At 68.1% G+C, this 20,298-nt stretch carries 21 protein-coding genes and 1 tRNA gene; 12 read left to right on the top strand and 10 right to left on the bottom strand.

The window, feature by feature from the left end; translation table 11 throughout:
- Positions 1–8: 8 nt before the first annotated feature.
- Positions 9–572 (bottom strand): SprT-like domain-containing protein, encoded by a 564-nt coding sequence (locus tag D105_RS14405; protein ID WP_231366830.1) that lies wholly within the window; start codon positions 570–572, stop codon positions 9–11.
- A 380-nt stretch (positions 573–952) separates the two neighbouring features.
- Here D105_RS14405 and D105_RS0101490 point away from each other — a divergent pair, with 380 nt between their 5' ends.
- On the top strand, positions 953–1,399 hold the full coding sequence (locus D105_RS0101490) for a hypothetical protein (RefSeq protein WP_018877266.1): 447 nt from the start codon (positions 953–955) through the stop codon (positions 1,397–1,399).
- A gap of 28 nt (positions 1,400–1,427) precedes the next feature.
- Here D105_RS0101490 and rnd read toward each other — a convergent pair whose 3' ends face one another.
- The 5 genes from rnd to D105_RS0101515 all read right to left on the bottom strand — a co-directional run bounded on the left by rnd (position 1,428) and on the right by D105_RS0101515 (position 5,577).
- Positions 1,428–2,576, bottom strand: coding sequence for a ribonuclease D (gene rnd, locus D105_RS0101495; protein ID WP_018877267.1), 1,149 nt, complete (start codon positions 2,574–2,576; stop codon positions 1,428–1,430).
- Positions 2,569–2,871, bottom strand: coding sequence for a DUF1244 domain-containing protein (locus D105_RS0101500; protein ID WP_018877268.1), 303 nt, complete (start codon positions 2,869–2,871; stop codon positions 2,569–2,571). Before D105_RS0101500 ends, rnd begins: the two co-directional genes overlap by 8 nt.
- A gap of 98 nt (positions 2,872–2,969) precedes the next feature.
- The gene (mreD, locus tag D105_RS0101505) at positions 2,970–3,461 is read right to left on the bottom strand and encodes a rod shape-determining protein MreD (protein ID WP_018865863.1); all 492 of its coding nucleotides are present in this window, start codon (positions 3,459–3,461) and stop codon (positions 2,970–2,972) included.
- Positions 3,458–4,309 carry a rod shape-determining protein MreC gene (gene mreC, locus D105_RS0101510; RefSeq protein ID WP_018865862.1) on the bottom strand — a complete coding sequence of 284 codons (852 nt, stop codon included), beginning with the start codon at positions 4,307–4,309 and terminating at the stop codon, positions 3,458–3,460. The genes mreD and mreC overlap by 4 nt, the downstream gene beginning before the upstream one ends.
- A gap of 221 nt (positions 4,310–4,530) precedes the next feature.
- Positions 4,531–5,577, bottom strand: a complete 1,047-nt coding sequence (locus D105_RS0101515) for a rod shape-determining protein (RefSeq protein ID WP_018865861.1) — start codon at positions 5,575–5,577, stop codon at positions 4,531–4,533.
- 425 nt (positions 5,578–6,002) lie between these two features.
- On the opposite strand from D105_RS0101515, the gene gatC reads away from it, so the two are divergent.
- The 5 genes from gatC (at position 6,003) to D105_RS0101540 (ending at position 10,744) form a co-directional block, all read left to right on the top strand.
- Positions 6,003–6,290, top strand: a complete 288-nt coding sequence (gene gatC, locus D105_RS0101520; RefSeq protein ID WP_018865860.1) for an Asp-tRNA(Asn)/Glu-tRNA(Gln) amidotransferase subunit GatC — start codon at positions 6,003–6,005, stop codon at positions 6,288–6,290.
- Positions 6,291–6,366: 76 nt separating this feature from the next.
- Complete coding sequence (gatA, locus tag D105_RS0101525; RefSeq protein WP_018877269.1) at positions 6,367–7,821, top strand: Asp-tRNA(Asn)/Glu-tRNA(Gln) amidotransferase subunit GatA; 1,455 nt, start codon at positions 6,367–6,369, stop codon at positions 7,819–7,821.
- A gap of 10 nt (positions 7,822–7,831) precedes the next feature.
- On the top strand, positions 7,832–9,265 hold the full coding sequence (gene gatB, locus D105_RS0101530; RefSeq protein ID WP_018876030.1) for an Asp-tRNA(Asn)/Glu-tRNA(Gln) amidotransferase subunit GatB: 1,434 nt from the start codon (positions 7,832–7,834) through the stop codon (positions 9,263–9,265).
- Between the two features lie 18 nt (positions 9,266–9,283).
- Positions 9,284–10,180 carry an Hsp33 family molecular chaperone HslO gene (gene hslO / locus D105_RS0101535; protein WP_018877270.1) on the top strand — a complete coding sequence of 299 codons (897 nt, stop codon included), beginning with the start codon at positions 9,284–9,286 and terminating at the stop codon, positions 10,178–10,180.
- Between the two features lie 147 nt (positions 10,181–10,327).
- Positions 10,328–10,744, top strand: coding sequence for a hypothetical protein (locus tag D105_RS0101540; RefSeq protein ID WP_018865856.1), 417 nt, complete (start codon positions 10,328–10,330; stop codon positions 10,742–10,744).
- A gap of 18 nt (positions 10,745–10,762) precedes the next feature.
- Here D105_RS0101540 and D105_RS0101545 read toward each other — a convergent pair whose 3' ends face one another.
- Positions 10,763–11,518: a molybdopterin-synthase adenylyltransferase MoeB gene (locus tag D105_RS0101545; protein ID WP_018877271.1), complete on the bottom strand. Its 756-nt coding sequence runs from the start codon at positions 11,516–11,518 to the stop codon at positions 10,763–10,765.
- A gap of 179 nt (positions 11,519–11,697) precedes the next feature.
- Here D105_RS0101545 and D105_RS0101550 point away from each other — a divergent pair, with 179 nt between their 5' ends.
- Positions 11,698–12,060, top strand: coding sequence for a hypothetical protein (locus tag D105_RS0101550; RefSeq protein ID WP_018877272.1), 363 nt, complete (start codon positions 11,698–11,700; stop codon positions 12,058–12,060).
- Between the two features lie 96 nt (positions 12,061–12,156).
- Here the strand turns inward: D105_RS0101550 and prmC are convergent, their stop codons facing one another.
- Genes prmC through hemA form a run of 3 tightly spaced genes read right to left on the bottom strand, consistent with a single transcriptional unit; the run spans position 12,157 to position 15,391 of the window.
- On the bottom strand, positions 12,157–13,011 hold the full coding sequence (gene prmC / locus D105_RS0101555; RefSeq protein ID WP_018877273.1) for a peptide chain release factor N(5)-glutamine methyltransferase: 855 nt from the start codon (positions 13,009–13,011) through the stop codon (positions 12,157–12,159).
- On the bottom strand, positions 13,011–14,096 hold the full coding sequence (gene prfA, locus D105_RS0101560; RefSeq protein WP_018876034.1) for a peptide chain release factor 1: 1,086 nt from the start codon (positions 14,094–14,096) through the stop codon (positions 13,011–13,013). The genes prmC and prfA overlap by 1 nt, the downstream gene beginning before the upstream one ends.
- Entirely contained in the window at positions 14,093–15,391 is a 1,299-nt protein-coding gene (gene hemA, locus D105_RS0101565; protein WP_018865851.1) for a glutamyl-tRNA reductase, read from the bottom strand. The genes prfA and hemA overlap by 4 nt, the downstream gene beginning before the upstream one ends.
- Positions 15,392–15,549: 158 nt before the next feature.
- Between hemA and D105_RS0101570 the strand changes: the two genes are divergently transcribed.
- The 5 genes from D105_RS0101570 to D105_RS0101590 all read left to right on the top strand — a co-directional run bounded on the left by D105_RS0101570 (position 15,550) and on the right by D105_RS0101590 (position 20,188).
- Positions 15,550–17,265, top strand: coding sequence for a tetratricopeptide repeat protein (locus D105_RS0101570; protein WP_369772630.1), 1,716 nt, complete (start codon positions 15,550–15,552; stop codon positions 17,263–17,265).
- Between the two features lie 14 nt (positions 17,266–17,279).
- Complete coding sequence (gene lolB / locus D105_RS0101575) at positions 17,280–17,924, top strand: lipoprotein insertase outer membrane protein LolB (protein ID WP_018877275.1); 645 nt, start codon at positions 17,280–17,282, stop codon at positions 17,922–17,924.
- Complete coding sequence (gene ispE / locus D105_RS0101580) at positions 17,921–18,802, top strand: 4-(cytidine 5'-diphospho)-2-C-methyl-D-erythritol kinase (protein ID WP_018876038.1); 882 nt, start codon at positions 17,921–17,923, stop codon at positions 18,800–18,802. Before lolB ends, ispE begins: the two co-directional genes overlap by 4 nt.
- 229 nt (positions 18,803–19,031) lie before the next feature.
- Positions 19,032–19,106 (top strand) — tRNA-Gln (locus tag D105_RS0101585).
- Between the two features lie 143 nt (positions 19,107–19,249).
- Entirely contained in the window at positions 19,250–20,188 is a 939-nt protein-coding gene (locus D105_RS0101590) for a ribose-phosphate diphosphokinase (protein WP_196799341.1), read from the top strand.
- Positions 20,189–20,298: the final 110 nt, after the last annotated feature.

The following is a 20,298-nucleotide window of genomic DNA, read 5'->3' on the forward strand; positions in this document are numbered from 1 at the left end:
GCGCGGTATCAGCTGCAACCGCTGCCGGAGCGTCGCAGCCACTGGCCGCATTGGCGGCATTGGTACCGATAGCCGCGCTTGCTAATGAGAAAGTGTCGGCGAGCGCTCAGGGGCTGGGGACCGCATCCGCATACATAGTCGTACTGGCGCATCGTGCGAGTGGTCAGCGCCGTCGCATGCGTGACACTCGGATTGGGGAAACCCAGCGCCCGCATCAGCCCTTTCCATTCGGGGCCATGGGGCCGAACCCTTCGTGTGCCGTGGGCGCGGTAGACCAGCGAGTGGGCCACCTCGTGCGCCACCGTTTCGGGAAAATGCTGATCCCATTCCAGGCTGAAGGCTTCCGGATTGAAGCGCAGGGTTTCCGCATTCTTTCTCAGGCGCCATTGCCCGGCTGCCCGGCCTTTCAGATCAAATCGAATGGCCGGGAGGTCTTTGTCCGGTGTGCCTTCGATCAAATGATACAGCCGTGCCACCTCGTCACATATCTGCTTTCTCTTTTGAGGAGAAAGAGTGCGAGCGGACGCTTGTATTTCCTGCGCATTCTTATAATCTTTCTGGCATCGTTCCATGGGTTCGTATTATTCTGCCGTGGCCAAGGGAAACACTGGTTAATGTACACGCTCACGCTCGAGTCGCTTTTGTGTGCGAACAAGGCGCGGTGACTGCCGTGCAGTCATTCTGCACAAGGGAGCCGCAACGCCGTTCACGCACAAAAGCGGCCGAGCCCCTTCGGGGTTGGCACCCCAGGTTCCCCAATCCTGCGTTGCCGCCCTTGCCGGTAGAACCACTACCGGCTGCACACCGCGCCTTGGCTCGGAAAACCTGGGGAGCCAACGTGAGCGTGTACATTAACCAGTGTTTCCCTAGTTTTAGAGAATGGGGCGGGGTTATGAACCCCCTGTGGCCCAGACCTGTCATTGAATCGATTTTCAGAATCCGGGAGTGTTGCATGAGCATGGATAACAAGAAGGCCTCCGATCTTTCAGCCGAAGAACTCTACGCCCTCGCGCGCCAGCGGGAAAAGGAAGAGGCCGAGCGCAAGGAGGCCGAGCGCCGCCAGAAGCGCGAGAAGCTGATGGAAAAGCGCAAGGAGATGCTGGCGCGCCACCGCAAGGAGCTCAACGAGCTGGAGCGCCAGATCCGCGAACTGGGCGGCCGTGTGGGCCGAGCCGCCAGCACCGGCGGTGGTCGTCGCGGGCGGCGCGCCGGAGGCGAGTCGATCAGCCAGAAGCTGTGCGAGATTGTCGCGAAAAAGCCGGAGATGGGTATCAAGGAGATCAAGGCCGAGGCCGAGAAGATCGGTCTGGATACCAAGAACATCAGCCAGACCCTGGCCTACCTGAAGCGCCAGGGCCGGCTGACCTCGCCGCGTCGCGGGATCTACAAGGCGGCCTGACCGCCCCGCAGATCCGCCCGTTCGATGCTCACGGGCGGATCTGCAAGCCCTCCTCCGTACGTGCCAGTTCGCCATCGCCCGCAAACCAGCGGGCGATGGTCTTTCCGGCGATCTCGTGGCGCCAGCCGCTGCCCAGGCGGCCGGTTGTGCCGTCCCCCTTCAGCAACTCGATGACATCCTTGCGCTGGGCGATCGCGGCGGCGGTGATCTGGTTGCGCCGCGCGCATTCGCGCAGCAGGGCCATGCCGATGTCGGCCAGGACCTCCTCGGCCTCGGTAAGCTTCGCCTTCTCCGGGAGCTGTGGCCATTCCTCGCGCGGCAGGGCCTGGCCCTCGCGGATCGCCTCCAGCAGTTCTTCCTGACGCGGCGGCTTCATGCCGTCGGGAAAGCCCCGCAGCTGGTGCAGGGCCGCGGTGTCCTGAGGGGTGCGCCGGGCGATGTCGATCAGGATATCGTCGGCCAGGATCCAGCGTCGCGGGCGATCACTCGCCTGTGCCGCGCGTTCGCGCCAGGCCGCCACGGTCTTCAGCACGCCGCGCTCGCGCGGCTTGAGCCGCTTGACGCCGGAGACGCGCTGCCAGGCACCGTCGGGATCCGGTTCGTACAGGGCGGGGTTGCTCAGCGCCTCCATCTCCGGGCGCAGCCAGTGCATGCGATCGTGGCTCTCCAGTTCATGCAGCAGGCGCATGAACACCGTGGCCAGAAAGCGCACGTCGTCCGCGGCGTAGCGGATCTGCTGCTCGCTCAGCGGGCGGCGTGACCAGTCGGTGCGGGTCTGGCTCTTGTCGAGGTCGCGGTCGAGGATTGCCTTGACCAGGTTGGCATAGCCGATCTGCTCGCCGTAGCCGAGCATGCTGGCGGCGATCTGGGTATCGAATACCGGGGCGGGGACGCGCCCGAGCTCGCGATACAGGACCTCGAGATCCTGTGATGCCGAATGGAAGACCTTGGTCACGCCGGCATCGAACAGCAGGGGCTCAAGCAGGCCCATATCCAGCCGCAGCGGGTCGACACAGGCGATCTGGTCGAGGGTGGCCAGCTGGATCAGGCACAGGCGCGGGTAGTAGGTCTTCTCGCGCATGAACTCGGTGTCCAGCGCGATCCAGTCGGTCCCGGCAATGGTGTCGAGAAAGCCCTGCAGGGCCTCCGGGGTCTCGATCAGGCCATGATCATGCATCGTGCGATTTCTGGCTGGCCTCGAATGCCGCCTTCTGTTCGGGGGTCGCTTCTTTCTGGTAGCGCGCCTTCCATTCGCTGTAGGGCATGCCGTAGACGATCTCGCGCGCCCCTTCGTAGTCGATCGACTCGCCGCGTTCCTCGGCGGCGGCCACGTACCATTTGGACAGGCAGTTGCGGCAGAAGCCGGCCAGGTTCATCAAGTCGATGTTCTGCACGTCCTTGCGCTCGTCCAGATGCTGCAGCAGGCGGCGGAATACGGCGGCCTCGATCTCGGTTTGCTTGTTCGTGTCCATGGCAGGGCTCCTTGTTTCGGGTTGGCGGGGCACAGTATGCGTGACCGTTCACGCTGCTTCGAGCCGGGCGCGGGTATGTGCACGAATCGGCGTCTCCCTCAGGTCAGGTGCAGGAGCCAGCGCCGGCGCACGTCGCGCAGCAGGAAAAAGATCAGCGGCCAGAGCAAGGCGCTGGTGATCACCGGGGCCCAGTACGTAATCCGGTCCGGTGGAAAACCGGTAATCCCCTGGGGCCACAGGGCCAGCAGCTTGTACAGGGCGATCAGGATCGCGACCACCATCATCTGCTGCCAGACCGGGTACACCCGCAGGCGCGGATGGATCTGTAGCACGATGTAGATGATCACCGCCAGGGCGATGGCATTCTGCCCCAGCAGTTGCCCCATCAGGGTATCCAGCAGCAAGCCGGCGACAAAGGCGGTCAGGATGCCCACGCGGGTCGGAAACGCCATGGCCCAGTAGATCAGGACCAGTGCCAGCCACTCCGGCCGCGCGGGGCGCAGGGTCTCGGGGATTGGCACGATGGCCAGGGCCAGGGCCGCCAGCAGGGTCAGCGCCACCGGCCAGGGGATGCCGATGGCGCGGGTCATGGCGTTGCCGGCGCGTTGTCGTCCGGCTCGGGTTCCGGCGTGAATGCGCCCGGCCTTGCCTCCGCATCCTCATCCAGTTCAAGGGGGGCGATGCCCGGCATGATGCCCTCGGTCCACAGCAGCAGGACCTCGCGGGAACGGTCCAGCGCCGCCAGCGGCTCGGCCTGGATGCTCAGAAAGGGCTGGCCCTGCGGGCGCTCGACGGAGGTGACCCGGGCGACTGGATAGTCGGCCGGGAAACGGCCGCCCAGCCCGGAGGTCAGCAGCAGGTCGCCGGGTTCGACGTCTTCCTGCAGCGGGACGTGGCGCATCTCGAGGCGCTGCGGGTTGCCGGTCCCGACCACCAGCCCCCGCAGGCCCGTGCGCGCGCTGAGCACCGGCAGGGCATGGCTGGGATCGGAGATCAGCAGGGCCACGGAACTGGTCAGGCGGGTGGACAGGACCTGCCCGATCACGCCGTCGGCATTGATGACCGGCTGGCCCGCGTAGACGTCGTCCGCGCGCCCCTTGTTGAGCACGATCTGCTGGCGGAAGGGGTCCAGGTCCACGGCCAGCAGCTTGGCGATCTCGACGCGTTCCTCGGCCTGCTGCGCGGTATTGAGCAGGGCCCGCAGGCGGTCGTTCTCCTGCTGCAGGGCCTCGAAACGCAGCTGGCGGGCGCGCAGTTCCGCGTTCTCGCTGCGCAGGATGCGGTTCTCGGTGATCAGGTCCTCGCGGCGGGTGAACGACTCGAACACCCGGCTGACCGCACGGACCGGTGTGTCCACTGCGACTTGCAGCGGGTAGGTCACGGTGGCCAGGGTGCTGCGGACAAACTGCAGTTCATTGACGCGGTGGTCCAGCGCCATCAGCGCCAGGCCCAGCAGGATGACCGCGAGCAGGCGCAGAGTGGGCGAGACACCCAGTCTGAACAGCGGCTTGCTGATGGCGTGACCTCCGGTTGCGGATCGCGTCGACGAGGCAGGGTTGCGGAGTGTTGTACCCGCGATCCTGCCGACCAGTTGCGGTCCGGAGTGTAACCCGAGTCACCGGCCGCGGGAGAGCCGGGGCCCCGTGGCCGGAGTGGGGGTTATTCCATTGCCAGGAAGTCGACCCGCTTTTCGTCGAGCATCTCGAGCACGCGGCCGCCGCCGCGGGCGACGCAGGTCAGCGGGTCGTCGGCGATGACCACCGGAATGCCGGTTTCCTCCATCAGCAGGCGGTCCAGCTGCTGCAGCAGGGCGGAGCCGCCGGTCAGCACGATGCCGCGCTCGGCAACGTCCGCGCCCAGTTCCGGCGGGGTCTGCTCCAGCGCGGTACGCACGGCGGAGACGATGCCGTACAGCGGGTCCTGCAGGGCCTCGAGGATCTCGTTGGAGTTCAGCGTGAAGGAACGCGGCACGCCCTCGGCCAGGTTGCGGCCCTTGACCTCGATCTCCAGCAGTTCCTTGCCCGGGTAGGCGGAGCCCACCGCGTGCTTGATGCGTTCGGCCGTGGCCTCGCCGATCAGCACGCCGTAGTTGCGGCGCACATAGGCCATGATGGCCTCGTCGAAGGTGTCACCGCCGATGCGCACGGATTCGGAGTAGACGATGCCGTTCATCGACAGCACCGCGACTTCGGAGGTGCCGCCGCCGATGTCCAGCACCATCGAACCGACCGCTTCGTCCAGCGGGATGCCGGCGCCAATGGCCGCGGCCACCGGTTCCTGCAACAGGTAAACCTTGCGCGCCCCGGCGCCGAAGGCCGATTCGCGGATCGCGCGGCGTTCCACCTGGGTGGCCCCGCAGGGCACGCAGACCAGCACGCGCGGGCTGGGCCGGAAGATCCGGCGTTCGTGCACCTTCTTGATGAAGTACTGCAGCATCTTCTCAGTGGTGGTGAAGTCGGCGATCACGCCGTCCTTCATCGGGCGCACCGTTACCACGTGCTCCGGCGTGCGGCCGAGCATCTTCTTCGCCTCGATCCCCACGGCCTCGATGGAGCGCGGGCCGCCCGGGCCGCGGTCCTGACGAATGGCGACCACGGAGGGTTCGTTCAGGACGATGCCCTGGCCGCGCATATAGATAAGGGTGTTGGCGGTGCCGAGATCGATGGAGATGTCGTTGGAGAACAACCCCAGGAGGCGTTTGAACATGAAGAAGAAACCTGCTTGAGTGGGCGGGCGGGAAAGCCGTCGACTCTAGCAAGCGCCCGGGGTTTGGGCAACAACGGCTTTGTGGTAAGTTTGCGCTCCGTTTTGCCCTCAGGGGAACACTGATTAATGAACACGCTCGCGTTGGCACCCCAGGTTTTCCGAGACCAGGCGCGGCGCGCAGCGGGTAGTGGTTCTACCCGCAAGCGGCGCAACGCCGGATCGGGGAACCTGGGGTGCCAACCCCGAGGGGCTCGGCCGCCCGTTGTTGTCGAAAACGGGCGCGGGAACGGCGTTGCGGTTCCCTTGTGCAGAATGACTGCACGGCAGTCGCCGCGCCTTGTTCGCACACAAAAGCGACTCGAGCGCGAGCGTGTTCATTGATCAGTGTTCCCCTAAAATCTGAACGCAACAGGACCCTTCCCGCCATGTCCGTCGATACCTCCGAAGTCCGGCGCATCGCCCATCTCTCCCGTCTGGCCATGAACGACGATCAGGCCCGGGATTTCGCGGGAGGGCTGAGCGATATCTTTGCCTTTGTCGAACAACTGGATGGGGCGGCCATCGAGGGTGTCGAGCCGATGGCCCACCCGCTGGACGCCGAGCAGCGCCTGCGCCCGGACGCGGTCACCGAGCCGGACCGGCGCGAGGCCTACCAGGCGATCGCCCCGGCCGTCGAGGGCGGGCTGTACCTTGTCCCGCGCGTGATCGAGTGATCCCCCGCGCGTGATCCACGTTGTCGCCGTTCTGTTGAATCCGTCACGCTTCTAGCCAGCAAGAGTCCCCGAAACCATGGCCCAGGAAACCCTGTCCGGCTGGGTGCGCAAGCTCCAGGCCCGCGAGATCAGTTCGCGCGAACTGACCCAGCTGTATCTGGACCGGATCGAGCGCCTCGATCCGCAACTGAACAGCTTTATCACCGTGACCGCCGAGCAGGCGCTGGCGCAGGCCGACGCCGCCGACGCGCGTCTGGCCCAGGGCGAGCAAGCGCCGTTGCTGGGTGTTCCGATCGCGCAGAAGGACATCTTCTGCACCGAGGGCGTGCGCACCTCCTGCGGCTCGCGCATGCTGGATCCGTTCGTCTCGCCCTATAACGCCACCGTGGTTGAGCGCATGAACGCCGCCGGGGCGGTGATGCTGGGCAAGACCAACATGGACGAGTTCGCGATGGGCTCCTCCAACGAGACCAGTTTCTACGGGCCCGTGCGCAATCCCTGGGATACCGAGAGGGTCCCGGGTGGCTCCTCCGGTGGCTCCGCCGCCGCGGTGGGCGCGCGCCTGGTGCCGGGGGCCACCGGCACCGACACCGGCGGCTCGATCCGCCAGCCGGCCGCGTTCTGCGGCATTACCGGGCTCAAGCCGACCTACGGCCGCGTCTCGCGCTACGGGATGATCGCCTTCGCCTCCAGTCTCGACCAGGGCGGGCCGATGGCCGCGACCGCCGAGGACTGCGGCCGGATGCTGAACGCGATGGCGGGCTTCGACGAGCGCGACTCCACCAGCGTCGAACGCCCGGCCGAGGACTTCACCGCCGGTCTGAACCAGGACCTCAAGGGCCTGCGCATCGGGCTGCCGACCGAGTTCTTCGGCGAGGCGGGCCTCGACGAGCGCGTGCGCGGCGTAATCGACGCGGCCATCGAGGTGCTCAAGGGCCGCGGTGCCGAGGTGCGCGAGGTCGGTCTGCCCAACAGCCACCTGTCGGTGCCGGCCTACTACGTGGTCGCCCCGGCGGAGTGTTCCTCCAACCTCGCGCGTTTCGACGGCGTGCGCTATGGCTATCGCTGCGAGAACCCCGAGGACCTGATGGACCTCTACACCCGCTCGCGCGGGGAGGGCTTCGGCGACGAGGTGAAGCGCCGCATCATGGTCGGCACCTACGTGCTGTCCGCCGGCTACTACGACGCCTACTACCTGAAGGCGCAGAAGGTCCGCCGTATCATCGCCGATGACTTCCGCCGCGCGTTTGCGGACGTGGACGTGCTGCTGGCCCCGACCACCCCGGAGCTGCCGTTCGCACTTGGTGCCAAGGCCGATCCGGTCAGCATGTACCTGTCGGACATCTACACCATCGCCGCGAACCTCGCCGGGCTGCCGGCGATGTCCCTGCCGGCCGGCGAGATCGACGGCCTGCCGGTGGGGCTGCAGCTGATCGGCAACTACTTCGACGAGGCGCGCCTGCTCGGCGTCGCCCACCAGTATCAGCAAGAGACCGACTGGCACACGCGTGTGCCGGCGGCCTTCGCCTGAGGATCGCCGCATGGAATGGGAAACCGTCATCGGGCTGGAGATTCATGCCCAGCTCAATACCGTCTCCAAGATTTTCTCCGGGGCGCCCACCGCCTACGGCGCCGAGCCCAACCGCCAGGCCTGCCCGGTGGATCTGGGCATGCCGGGCGTGCTGCCGGTGCTGAACCAGGGCGCGGTCGAACGGGCCGTGATGCTGGGGCTCGCGATCAACGCCGAGATCACCCCGCGCTCGGTGTTCGCGCGCAAGAACTACTTTTATCCGGATCTCCCCAAGGGCTACCAGATCTCGCAGTTCGAGCTGCCGATCGTGGGCCTGGGGCACCTGGATATCGAGCTGGAAGACGGCACGACCAAGCGCATCGGGGTGACCCGCGCGCACCTCGAGGAGGACGCCGGCAAGAGCCTGCACGAGGGCTTCGAGGCGATGACCGGTATCGACCTCAACCGCGCCGGTACCCCGCTGATCGAGATCGTCTCCGAGCCGGAGCTGCGCTCCGCGAAGGAAGCCGTCGCCTACATGAAGAAGCTGCACTCGCTGGTGCGCTATCTCGATATCTGCGACGGCAACATGCAGGAAGGCAGCTTCCGCTGTGACGCGAACGTCTCGATCCGACCGAAGGGACAGACCGAGTTCGGTACCCGCGCGGAACTGAAGAATCTGAACTCCTTCCGCTTCGTCGAGCGCGCGATCAACTTCGAGGTCGAACGCCAGATCGACGTGATCGAGAGTGGCGGCACGGTGGTCCAGGAGACCCGCCTATACGACCCGGACCGCGACGAGACGCGTTCCATGCGCAGCAAGGAAGAGGCCAACGACTACCGCTACTTCCCCGATCCGGATCTGCTGCCACTGGTCGTGGACAGCGCCTTCATCGAGACCGTGCGCGAAAAGCTCCCGGAGCTGCCGGACGCCAAGCGCGCGCGCTTCGTCGAGCAGTACGGCCTGTCGGACTACGACGCCGGCGTGCTGACCGCGACCCGCGAGATGGGCGACTTCTACGAGGCCGTGGCCGCCGGCTGCGATGCACCCAAGCTGGCCGCCAACTGGGTGATGGGCGAATTCTCCGCCGCGCTCAACCGCTCCGAGGTGGAACTGGGGGAGGCCCCGGTCAACGCCGACGGCCTGGCCGGACTGATCGCGCGCATCCAGGACGAGACCATCTCCGGCAAGATCGCCAAGGAGGTCTTCGAGGCGATGTGGAACGGCGAGGGCGACGCCGACGCGGTGATCGAGGCCAAGGGCCTCAAGCAGATCACCGACACCGGCGCGATCGACGCCATCATCGACGAGGTCATGGCCAACAACCCGCAGCAGCTCGAGCAGTACCGCGGCGGCAAGGACAAGCTGTTCGGCTTCTTCGTCGGCCAGGTGATGAAGGCCACCCAGGGCAAGGCCAACCCGGCCCAGGTCAACGAGCGCCTGAAGGCGAAGCTGGACGGTTGATGCGCGGACCGCGATCCCATGCGTGAGGCCGACACCCTGCATCGCTTCATGCTGGAGGAGGCCGGGGTGCGTGGTGAATGGGTGCACCTCGACGCCGCCTGGCAGGCCCTGCTGCAGCGCCACGAGTACCCGCCCTTGGTGCGCGATCTGCTGGGCCAGGCCTATGCGGCCGTGGCCCTGACCGCGGCCACGCTCAAGTTCAATGGCTCGTTGATCCTGCAGGTGACCGGTCCCGGCCCCGTGCACATGATCGTGGCCCAGGCCGATGGCCAGGGCCGGCTGCGCGGGCTCGCCCGCTTTCGCGAGACGCCGCCCGAGGGCGCCACACTGGCCGAGTGCGCCGGAGAGGACGCGCGGCTGATGCTGACGCTGGACCCCGGCGACGGTGGCGAGCGCTACCAGGGTGTGGTCGAGCTGGAGGGCGAGACCCTCGCGGATGCCATGAATGTCTACTTCGAGCGTTCGGAGCAGCTGCCGACCCGGCTGTGGCTGGCCAGCGGGTCGGAGTCCGCGGCCGGCATGCTGTTGCAGGCGCTCCCGGGCGAGGGCGGCGATGCGGTCACGCGGGACTCGGAGGCATGGAACCGCGCGACGATCCTGGCCGAGACCACCACCGCCGAGGAGTTGCTGGAGCTGGATGCCGGCACGCTGCTGGGCCGGCTGTTCGCCGAAGAGCGCGTGCGCCTGTTCGACGGCACGGGCGTCAGTTTTCACTGCCCGTGTTCCCGCGAGCGTATCGGCGAGACCCTGCGCAGCCTCGGCCGTGACGAGATCCGCGGCATCATCGAGGAGCAGGGCGCGGTGGATGTGACCTGCGAATTCTGCAACGCCCACTACCACTTCGACCCGGTCGATGCCGAGGCCCTCTGCGCCGCCGAGGGTACCCAGCCCCCGACCCCGGACACCCGTCAGTAGTCAGCCCTTTGCGGCCCTCCCGCCGCACCCTCTCGTTAGCCCGCCGTGACCCCCGGTCGCCGGCCGGGCGCGGGCCGAGCCCCCGAGCGCCCGTGGTCTTGCTATAGAAGCAGGACTGATCTAGCAGCGTTCGCAGACGGGGGCGCAATGTATTCCCGGCATACCGAAATCCCGACCCTGGATGTCCGCCCCGGCTGGCTGGTGGAGGCGCGTTACTTCAACCAGGTGCGGCGTGCCCTGGCCCGTCTGGGGCCGGAGGTGCGCCTGTCGCCGCCGGGGCTGAAGCATCTCGACCTGATCCTCCAGCGCGATGCGTGGATTGTGGTCGACCGGGTGCTGAACGATATGCCGGTGGTCGCCTGGACCGCCTTTCACTCCCGGGGGCGGCGCAGCCTGCATCGCCCAGTGGCCTGCGAACTGCTGCTGTTCCACGCCATGGCCAGCATGGTGATGAACCGCACCCTGTCGGCGATGGAGCCGGAGCTCGCGGCCGCACTGGCCGAGGCCGGGCCGCCGGCGGCCTCCGGCAAGGTCCTGCCGTTTAATCCGCGCTCCTGCGCCTGAATCGGGGTTGCCCCGGGTTCAGGACGGGGCGTGGCGGTGGCCACACGCGGGGCAGCCGGGGTCGCGCCGCAGGCGAATCTCCCGGAACTGCATGGCCAGTCCGTCGAGGATCAGCAGCCGGCCGCTCAGGGTCGGCAGGCCCATCAGCAGCTTCAGCGCCTCGGTGGCCTGCAGGCTGCCGACCACGCCGGGCAGACTGGCCAGCACCCCGTTTGCGGCGCAGGTGTCCTCGTCGCCGCCCCCTTCGCCGTAGAGACAGTGGTAGCAGGCCGCCTCGGGATCGCGGTAGTCGAAGGTGGTCAGCTGCCCCTCGAAACGGATCACGGCGCCGGAGACCAGTGGCGTGCCGGCTGCCAGCGCGGCCCGGTTGATGGCCCCGCGGGCGGCGAAGTTGTCCGTGCCGTCCAGGACCGCGTCGGCGTCGGCGAACAGCCGGCGCATGGCCGCGTCGTCGAGACGTTCGGCGCGCGCCTCCACCCGGCAGGCGGGGTTCATCGCGGCGATGCGGTCGGTCGCCGAGGCGACCTTGTCGCGGCCGATGTCGGCATCGGTATGCAGGATCTGGCGCTGCAGGTTGGTCACCTCGACGTGGTCCGGGTCCACAAGGGTCAGGCGGCCCACGCCGGCTGCGGCCAGGTAGGCGGCGACCGGAGAGCCCAGTCCGCCCAGTCCCATGATCACCGCATGCGCCTGCCGCAGGGCCTCCTGACCCTCCACCCCCACGCCGGGGAGCATGATCTGGCGGCTGTACCGCAGGAGCTGGTCGTCATCCATGGAGCAGGTCTCCGGAGAAAGGCCGAAATTGTAACCGGCGTCACGCTCGCCGGCGGCCTCAGTTGGGTACCGTTCAGGAACGCGGAATAGGCTGAATCCTGGCAATCCTGCCACAACCACGGGTCGGTCGACGCTCCTGAGGAACGCGCGGACGACCCGAATGGAAGGAGGGATCACTCATGAAGCGACTCACGATTCTGGTACCTGCGGCATTGCTGGCGCTTGCCCTGGCCGCCCCCACCCACGCGGCCCAGCCGGTCACCGGCGCGCTGCCGGCGGTGGCCGGCGCCAGCTTCGATGCCGCCGCGCTGCAGCCTGTGCGGCATGGACATTCTCGGGGGCACAAGCACTACCGCGGCCACCCGGGTGCCCACGGCCACAAGCAGGCCAAGCGCGCGAAACAGCGCGGCCGCGGCCATCACAAGCGCTCGCGCAGCTACGAGCATCATCACTACCACTACTATGACAACCGCTCGAGCCGCTACCGCCACCGTTCTTCGCCCAGCGGCTCGGTCAACCTGCACCTGCGCCTGCCGCTCTGATCCGGACGCGCCCCCGACGCACTGCGAGCCCCGGCTTATGGCCGGGGCTTTTTTGTGATGGTTGCAAGCGCCAACTGATTCAGCGGTCGCCCCGGGTCAGTGCATCCCCAGCGTGGTCCGTTCGTGGCCGGCGGGGTCCCTCAAGGTCCGGATCGCCCGGTAGCCCGCCTGTTGCAGGCGGTCCCGCACGGCCGGGCCCTGATCGAAGCCGTGTTCCAGCAGCAGCCATCCGCCGCGATTCAGGTGGGGCCGGGCGGTATCGATCACCCGGTACAGGTCGGCCAGGCCATGGGCGTCCGCCGCCAGGGCCGAGCGCGGTTCGAAGCGCAGGTCGCCACGGGTCAGGTGCGGATCATCCGGGTCGATGTACGGCGGGTTGCAGGTGATGATGTCCAGCCCTGCCGTTGGCGTCAGCGCGTCCAGCCAGTCGCCCTGCCACAGCCCGACCGGCAGCCCCAGGTCGCGCGCGTTGGTCTGCGCCTGTTGCAGCGCCGCATGACTGCGGTCGCTGGCGAAGGCCCGGATGCGCGGGCGTTCGCTTTTCAGTGCCAGGATGATGGTACCGGGGCCGGTGCCGAGGTCCAGCACCCAGGGGGTGTCGGTTGCGAGCGTGTCGATGGCCAGGAGGGCCTGTTCCACCAGCAGCTCGGTTTCGGGGCGCGGGATCAGGCAGGCGGGGGAGACGCCCAGGTCCAGTGTCCAGAAGCTGCGTCGGCCGAGGATGTGGGCCATCGGTTCGCCGGCGCAGCGGCGCTGGCAGAGCGTGTCGGCGCGGGCGGCCTGTTCGGGCGTGGCGGGGTCGGTGCCGTGGGCGATCAGCTGCGCGGTGTCCAGGCCGGTGGCGGCGCCCAGCAGCATGCGGGCCTCGAGTCCGGGCGCCTCGATCCCGGCGGCCTCCAGGCGGGCACGCAGGTCCCGCAGCAGGCTGTCCAGCGTGGCCGGGGTTTCCATTACGTTTCGGAGAGGGTGGCGAGCTGCTCGGCCTGGTATTCGTGGATCAGCGGGTCGATGACCGGGTCGAGATCACCGGCCATCACCTGTTCCAGCTTGTACAGGGTCAGGTTGATGCGGTGGTCGGTTACGCGGCCCTGCGGGAAGTTGTAGGTGCGGATGCGCTCGGAGCGGTCGCCGCTGCCGACCAGGCCCTTGCGTTCCGCGCTCTGCGCGGCGGCCTGGGCCTCGCGTTCGGCCTCGAACATGCGCGCGGCCAGGTAGGTCATGGCCTTGGCGCGGTTCTTGTGCTGCGAGCGTTCTTCCTGGCACTCGACCACGATGCCGGTGGGCAGGTGGGTCAGGCGCACCGCGGAGTCGGTCTTGTTGACGTGCTGGCCCCCGGCGCCGGAGGCGCGGAAGGTGTCCACGCGCAGGTCGGCCGGGTTGATCTCCGGCATCTCGACCTCCTCCAGTTCCGGCAGGATGGCGACGGTCGCGGCGGAGGTGTGGATGCGGCCCTGGGATTCGGTCTCGGGGACGCGCTGCACGCGATGGGCGCCGGATTCGAACTTGAGTCGCGAGTAGGCGCCCTGACCGGCCAGGCGCCCGATCACCTCGCGGTAGCCGCCATGTTCGCCTTCGCTGGCGCTGAGGATCTCCAGCTTCCAGTTCTTCTGCTCGGCGTAGCGGGTGTACATGCGCAGCAGGTCGCCGGCGAACAGCGCGGCCTCGTCACCGCCGGTGCCGGCGCGGATCTCGAGGAACACGTTGGCGTTGTCGTGCGGGTCCTTCGGGATCAGGTGGCGGTAGAGCTCGGCCTCCAGGGCCTCGGTCTGCTCGGTCAGGGCCTCGATCTCGGCCTCGGCCATCGCACGCAGTTCGGGGTCGTCCTCCGCGAGCATCGCGCGCGCCTCGTCCAGTGCGGCGTGGTTTTCGTGCCAGGCCTTCCAGGCCTCGGCGACCGGCTCCAGCTGGCTGTATTCCTGAGACAGACGACGCAGCTGGTCCGGGTCCTCGGCGGCATCCGGGGTGGCCAGCAGTTGCGCGATCTCGGCGTGGCGCTCGGCCAGGCCCTCGAGCTTGGTGCGGAACGAGGCCTTCACGAATGGGTGCCGGAGTCGGGATCGTTGCCGGGGTCGTCTTCCGGGGCCGGTAGCTGGAACAGGCGGTGCGCGGCCTCCAGCAGGCGGGCGTCGCCCTCGTGGGCCGCGGTGTTCAGCGATTTGCAGGGGGCGTGCATCAGCTTGTTGGTCAGGTTGTGCGCCAGGAGCTGCATCGCCTCCTCCGGCGACTTGCCGGCGCGCAGCATCGCCTCGGCCTTCGCCAGGGCTTCCGCCTTCACGCTGTCGGCGCGCTGGCGCAGCTGGCGGATGCTGTCCACCGAGTCGCGGGCCCGCAGCCAGCGCATGAATTCGCCGGCGCGCTGGGTGATGATCTCTTCGGCCTGTTCGGCCGCGGCCTGGCGCGAGGCCATGTTTTCGTCGATGACCTCCTGCAGGTCGTCGACGGTGTAGAGGTAGACGTCCTCGAGCTGGCCGACTTCGGGCTCGATGTCGCGCGGCACGGCGATGTCCACCATAAACATCGGCTTGTGGCGCCGCTTGCGCAGGGCGCGTTCCACCGCCCCCTTGCCCAGGATGGGCAGCGGCGCGGCGGTGGAGGAAATCACGATGTCGGCATCGGCCAGGCGGTCCGGGAGCTGGTCGAGGCTGATGGCCTCGGCGTCGAAACGCCCGGCCACCGCGCGGGCGCGCTCGACCGTGCGGTTGGCCACGATCACGTTGCCAATGCCGCCACCGGAGAGGTGCTGCAGGGCCAGTTCGATGGTCTCGCCGGCACCGATGACCAGCGCGGTCAGGGGCTTCAGGTCGCCGAAGATCTGGCGTGCCAGCGAGACCGCGGCGAAGGCGACTGAAACGGCGCTCTGGCCGATGGCGGTCTGGGTGCGTACGTCCTTGGCGGTGGCGAAGGCGTGCTGGAACAGCCGTTCCAGCGAGCGCCCCAGCGTGCCGGCGTCGTGGGCATGCTGGTAGGCGGTCTTCATCTGTCCCAGGATCTGCGGCTCGCCCAGGACCATGGAGTCCAGCCCGCTGGCCACGCGCAGGGTGTGGCGCACGGCGGAGCCGTCGTGGTGCAGATAGAGGTAGGGCTTCAGTTCGTCGCGGTCGATGCCGTGGTAGCCGCCGATCCAGTCGAGCACGCGCTGTTCGCTGTGGGGGTCGCCCTCGCGGAAGTAGACCTCGGTGCGGTTGCAGGTCGACAGGATCGCGGTTTCCGGCAGCAGCACGCCGGAGCGCAGCGAGTGCAGGGCCTCGCCGAGCTCGTGCTCGTTGACGGAAAGCCGTTCGCGAATGGCGACCGGTGCCGTCTTGTGATTGATCCCGAGAGTGAACAGCATGCTGGCGCGTATTGTGCCGGAAAACGCGGGCGCGTGGCCGAATTTCCCGATAGTGTACTGTGCTGTAGGCTTGCGTTGGATTGCGGCGGGGATGGAACCCCGCAGCTGCCTGGCCCGTCCCACCCGGTATGCCCGTGCTGATGCCGACTGGATACAAGATGATTCGAAGCCTGCTCGCGCTGACCGCCGTGCTTTCCCTGGCGGGCTGCGCGCACACCCAACTGGATGCCTCGGAACCGCCGGAGTCGGATCGCCCCGAGGTGCTCCCGCTGATGCAGACCGAGGATCCGGAGGCCGCGCTGATGTTCAGCGTGCTGGCCGCCGAGATCGCGGTGCGTTCCGGCGAGCATGCCGAGGCCGCGCGTTACTACGGGGCGGCGGCTCTGCTGAGCGACGACCCCGCCATTGCCGAACGCGCCACGCGCATCGCGCTGTTTGCGCGCGATCACGAGCAGGCCCAGCGGTCGGCTGACCGCTGGCTGCGGCTCGCGCCGGAGAGCATGGAGGCCAGCCAGGTCTCGACGGTGCTGCGGATTAATGCGGGGGATGCCGAACAGGCGGCCGAACAGCTGGATTCGCTGATGAATCGGGTGGTGGTGCAGGGTGGCGACCCCAACGCCACGCTGGGCGGCGTGATCGGCCAGGCCCAGGATCAGGCCGCCGCCCTGGAGACCATGCGGCTGCTCGCCGAGCGGCGCAGCGACGATGTCGGTGTCCACCGTGTACTGGCCGAGGCCGCGCTCCGCTTCGGCGAGCCGGGCGAGGAGGTGCTGGCGGTGACCGGGCCGGCCCGCGAGCGCTTCCCGGATTCGGTGCCGCTGCAGCTGCTGCATGCGCGGGCCCAGAGCGAGGCCGGGCAGGAGGACGCCGCAATCGAGACCCTGCGCGCGACGGTGGAGGCGCACCCGGAGAGCCGCGAGGCCCGGCTGGGCTATGCGCGCGTCCTGACCGAAATGGAGGATGACGCCTTCGCCCGCGAGGAGATGGATCGCCTGGTGGAGCTGGCGCCGGAGGATACCCAGCTCCTGCTGGCGCTGGCCCTGATGAACCTGGAGGCAGAGCAGCTGGGGCCGGCCCGGGATTACCTGGAGCGCCTGGACGCACTGGGGGAGCGCGAGAACGATGTCGCGTACTACCTCGGTCGGCTGCACGAGATGGCCGACGAGCCGGACGCCGCCCTGGCCGCCTATGGCCGCGTAGAGGGGGGTGATCACGCCGACGATGCGCGCCTGCGCAGTGCGCGCCTGACGCTCCGGCACGAGGGCCAGGAGGCGGCGCGTGACTTGTTTGCGCCGATGCAGCAGGGCGTGGACGACGATCTGGCCCGCCGCGCCTACCTGGCGGAGGCGAACGCACTGCGCGAGATCGGCGACTATGCCGAGGCACGCGCCCGGCTGAATCGCGGGCTGGTGCAGTTCCCCGGGGATACCCGGCTGCTGTACCTGCGGGGTCTGGTCCACGAGCGCGAGGACGACATCGCGGCCGCCGAGGCCGATTTCCGCACGATCCTCGAGTCCGATCCCGAGAACGTCGCGGCCCTGAACGCGCTGGGGTACACCCTGGCGGATCGCACCGAGCGGTATGACGAGGCCTATGACCTGATCCTGCGTGCCTACGAGCAGGAGCCGGACGATGCCGCCATCATCGACAGCTACGGCTGGGTGCTGTACCGCCTGGGCCGGCTGGAGGAGGCCGAGACGCAGCTTCGCCGGGCGTACTCGCTGTCGGACGACGGCGAGATCGCCAGCAATCTGGCCGTCGTCCTCTGGGAACGTGGTGCGCGCGACGAGGCGCGGGAGATCCTCGAGGCTGCGCTGGAGCGCGAGCCCGATCATGAACGCCTGCAGCGCGTACGCAACGACCTGATCGAATGATCCGGGCTGCGGGGATGCGGAAGCCCGGGGATCTTGCGGGCGGGGCGAGGCTGGCCGGTCTGCTGGTCGGCCTGGGTCTTCTGCTGGGTGGCTGTGCCGCGCCCCTGCCAGAGGCGGATACCTCGCCGGCCGCCGAGGCCGCTTTCGAGGCCCGCACCGCACAGCTGGAGGCGCTGGACAGCTGGCGACTGGTCGCGCGCCTGGGGCTGGCCTCCGGCGAGGAATACTGGTCCGCCCAGCTCAACTGGCGGGTGCAGGAAGGTCAGCACGTGCTGGACCTGTCCGGCCCGATGGGGCGCGGTGGTGGTCGGCTGACGCTGTCGGAGAACGGCCGCGCGCTGCTGGTGACCCGGTCCGGCGAGCGTTTCCAGGCGCAGGACCCGGATGCGCTCGTTGCGCGGGTCCTGGGCGAGTCGATCCCGGTCAGCGGCATGGTCTACTGGGTGCGTGGCCTGCTCCACCCCGAGGCCTCGTACCAGCTGGATATCGACGCGGACGGGCGGCCACTGGAGATCCACCAGTCCGGCTGGACCATCGAGTACAACGAGTTCGAGGAAATCGACGGCCTGGCGATGCCGGTCACCATGGTGCTGGAGCGCGAAGGGGTGGAATTGCGGGCCCGCATCGGTCGCTGGCAGCTTGGTGGTGATCCGTCATGACCGCTGCCGTCGCGGGCGGGGCCTTCGACACCACTTTTCCCGCGCCCGCCAAGATCAATCGATTCCTGCATATCACCGGCCGGCGGGCGGACGGCTATCACGAGCTGCAGACGGTGTTCCAGTTCCTCGGGCTGGAGGATCGCCTGCGCTTCGAGCCCCTGCCGGCGGGGCGCTTCGAGATGGCGGGCGCGGCCATCGACGGGGCCGACAACCTGTGCCTGCGCGCGGCCCGGCGCCTGGCCCGGGTGGCGAAGACCCCATTTGGCGTGCGTATCCATCTCGACAAGCGGATCCCGGTGGGCGGTGGCCTGGGGGGCGGCAGTTCCGATGCCGCCACCACGCTGGTGGCCTTGAATGCCCTGTTCGAGCTGGGGTGTGATGTCGAGCAGCTGGTGGGGATCGGCCTGGAGCTGGGTGCCGACGTACCGGTGTTCGTGGTCGGCCAGGCAGCCTGGGCCGAGGGTGTGGGCGAGCGGCTCACGGCCGTGGCCCCGGATACCGGCTGGATCCTGCTGATCGACCCCGGGGTTTCGGTCGCCACCGGGGCGATGTTCGGGTGTGCGGAATTGACACGCGACTGCCCCACCGAGACAATTTCGTCCGCCGTCGACGCCAGCCGGTTCGTCAACGTGTTCGAACCGGTGGTGCGGGCTCGTTATCCCGAGGTGGATCGGGCGCTGCACTGGCTGGCGGAGCAGACGCCGCGGGCGCGCCTGAGTGGGAGTGGCGGTTGCGTGTTCGGGGTGTTCCCCGACGAAGCGGCCGCTGGGGCGGCGCAGTCCGCGCAGCCGGCTCCGTGGCGCAGCTGGGTGACACCGCTGGTAAACGTGTCGCCCCTGCGGGCCTGGCTGCCGCCAGGCGGTGTCGAGACAGAATAAGTCCAGAGTTATTGGGCCGTAGCCAGGCGGTAAGGCAGCGGGTTTTGATCCCGCTAAGCGCCAGGTTCGACGCGAGCGGCGCAGCCGCGACCGACCGTCGCCGAAGGTGACGGCCCGTAAGGGTGGCGCGCAGCGCCATCATCCTGCCGGCCCGGATCGGCAACGCCGATCCGCGGGATGGACCGGGCACGATGCCGGCCAGGCAGTACAATAGAGTCCAGCGAGTTATTGGGCCGTAGCCAAGCGGTAAGGCAGCGGGTTTTGATCCCGCCATGCGCAGGTTCGAATCCTGCCGGCCCAGCCATACAACCTGATCCGCGCCGTTGGTACGGGTCATCAGCTACCAAGACCCCGGCCCAGCACCGGGGTCTATACTGGGGCCCGGGCGATATCGCAGCCCGCCCCACTCCATCCAGACCGGGACGAACCGTGGTCGACAAGAATCGCATGATGATCTTCGCGGGCAATGCGAACCCGCGTCTCGCCCAGGCCGTTGCCGAGCACCTGGGGCTGCCCATGGGCAAGGCCATCGTCGGACGTTTCAGTGATGGCGAGGTGCAGGTCGAGCTGCTGGAGAACGTCCGCGGTCGCGACGTGTTCCTGATCCAGCCGACCGGCCAGCCAACCAACGAGAACATCATGGAGCTGGTGATCATGGTGGATGCGCTGCGCCGCGCCTCGGCCGGCCGCATTACCACGGTGATCCCGTATTTCGGGTACGCGCGCCAGGATCGGCGCGTGCGCTCGGCGCGGGTGCCGATCTCGGCCAAGGTGGTCGCGAACATGATCGAGGCGGTCGGCGCGGACCGCGTGCTGACGATTGACGTGCACGCCGACCAGGTGCAGGGCTTCTTCAACGTCCCGGTAGACAACATCTATGCCTCGCCGGTCCTGCTGGGCGATGTCTGGCGGCATGTCTCGGGCGATCTGACCGTGGTGTCGCCGGATGTCGGCGGGGTGGTGCGCGCCCGCGCGATCGCCAAGCGGCTGGACGACGCCGACCTGGCGATCATCGACAAGCGCCGCCCGCGCGCGAACGAGTCGGAGGTGATGCACATCATCGGTGACGTGCGCGGCAAGTCCTGCATCATCATCGATGACCTGGTGGATACCGCCGGCACGCTGTGCCAGGCCGCAAAGGCCCTGAAAGAACACGGGGCGCACTCGGTGATGGCCTACGCCACGCACCCCGTGCTTTCTGGCGCGGCAATTGATAACATAAACGGTTCGGCGCTTGACGAGCTTGTGGTGACCGACACGCTGGCCCTGCAGCCCAACGCGCAGAGCTGCGACAAGATCCGGCAGTTGTCGGTGGCGGAGATGCTGGCCGAGACCATCCGCCGCATCAACCGCGAGGAATCCGTCAGTTCGCTGTTCATGGACTAGCGAGAGCGTCGGGCCGAAAACGATTTCGGGAGGTTCGCCTCCCTTCAGCGCCCCGCCTGGTCGCGGGCGGGGTGTGTTCAGGGCGCTTCGGGTGAAGCGCCTTTCATTTT

Origin of the sequence: Thioalkalivibrio sp. ALE28, from assembly GCF_000377425.1 — a bacterium.
Lineage (GTDB): Bacteria > Pseudomonadota > Gammaproteobacteria > Ectothiorhodospirales > Ectothiorhodospiraceae > Thioalkalivibrio.

Bases quoted from the DNA above. Each gene is read 5' to 3' on its own strand.
- D105_RS14405 (WP_231366830.1), bottom strand. From the start codon at position 572: ATGGAACGATGCCAGAAAGATTATAAGAATGCGCAGGAAATACAAGCG.
- D105_RS0101490 (WP_018877266.1), top strand. From the start codon at position 953: ATGAGCATGGATAACAAGAAGGCCTCCGATCTTTCAGCCGAAGAACTC.
- rnd (WP_018877267.1), bottom strand. From the start codon at position 2,576: ATGCATGATCATGGCCTGATCGAGACCCCGGAGGCCCTGCAGGGCTTT.
- D105_RS0101500 (WP_018877268.1), bottom strand. From the start codon at position 2,871: ATGGACACGAACAAGCAAACCGAGATCGAGGCCGCCGTATTCCGCCGC.
- mreD (WP_018865863.1), bottom strand. From the start codon at position 3,461: ATGACCCGCGCCATCGGCATCCCCTGGCCGGTGGCGCTGACCCTGCTG.
- mreC (WP_018865862.1), bottom strand. From the start codon at position 4,309: ATGGCGCTGGACCACCGCGTCAATGAACTGCAGTTTGTCCGCAGCACC.
- D105_RS0101515 (WP_018865861.1), bottom strand. From the start codon at position 5,577: ATGTTCAAACGCCTCCTGGGGTTGTTCTCCAACGACATCTCCATCGAT.
- gatC (WP_018865860.1), top strand. From the start codon at position 6,003: ATGTCCGTCGATACCTCCGAAGTCCGGCGCATCGCCCATCTCTCCCGT.
- gatA (WP_018877269.1), top strand. From the start codon at position 6,367: ATGGCCCAGGAAACCCTGTCCGGCTGGGTGCGCAAGCTCCAGGCCCGC.
- gatB (WP_018876030.1), top strand. From the start codon at position 7,832: ATGGAATGGGAAACCGTCATCGGGCTGGAGATTCATGCCCAGCTCAAT.
- hslO (WP_018877270.1), top strand. From the start codon at position 9,284: ATGCGTGAGGCCGACACCCTGCATCGCTTCATGCTGGAGGAGGCCGGG.
- D105_RS0101540 (WP_018865856.1), top strand. From the start codon at position 10,328: ATGTATTCCCGGCATACCGAAATCCCGACCCTGGATGTCCGCCCCGGC.
- D105_RS0101545 (WP_018877271.1), bottom strand. From the start codon at position 11,518: ATGGATGACGACCAGCTCCTGCGGTACAGCCGCCAGATCATGCTCCCC.
- D105_RS0101550 (WP_018877272.1), top strand. From the start codon at position 11,698: ATGAAGCGACTCACGATTCTGGTACCTGCGGCATTGCTGGCGCTTGCC.
- prmC (WP_018877273.1), bottom strand. From the start codon at position 13,011: ATGGAAACCCCGGCCACGCTGGACAGCCTGCTGCGGGACCTGCGTGCC.
- hemA (WP_018865851.1), bottom strand. From the start codon at position 15,391: ATGCTGTTCACTCTCGGGATCAATCACAAGACGGCACCGGTCGCCATT.
- D105_RS0101570 (WP_369772630.1), top strand. From the start codon at position 15,550: ATGATTCGAAGCCTGCTCGCGCTGACCGCCGTGCTTTCCCTGGCGGGC.
- lolB (WP_018877275.1), top strand. From the start codon at position 17,280: ATGCGGAAGCCCGGGGATCTTGCGGGCGGGGCGAGGCTGGCCGGTCTG.
- ispE (WP_018876038.1), top strand. From the start codon at position 17,921: ATGACCGCTGCCGTCGCGGGCGGGGCCTTCGACACCACTTTTCCCGCG.
- D105_RS0101590 (WP_196799341.1), top strand. From the start codon at position 19,250: ATGATGATCTTCGCGGGCAATGCGAACCCGCGTCTCGCCCAGGCCGTT.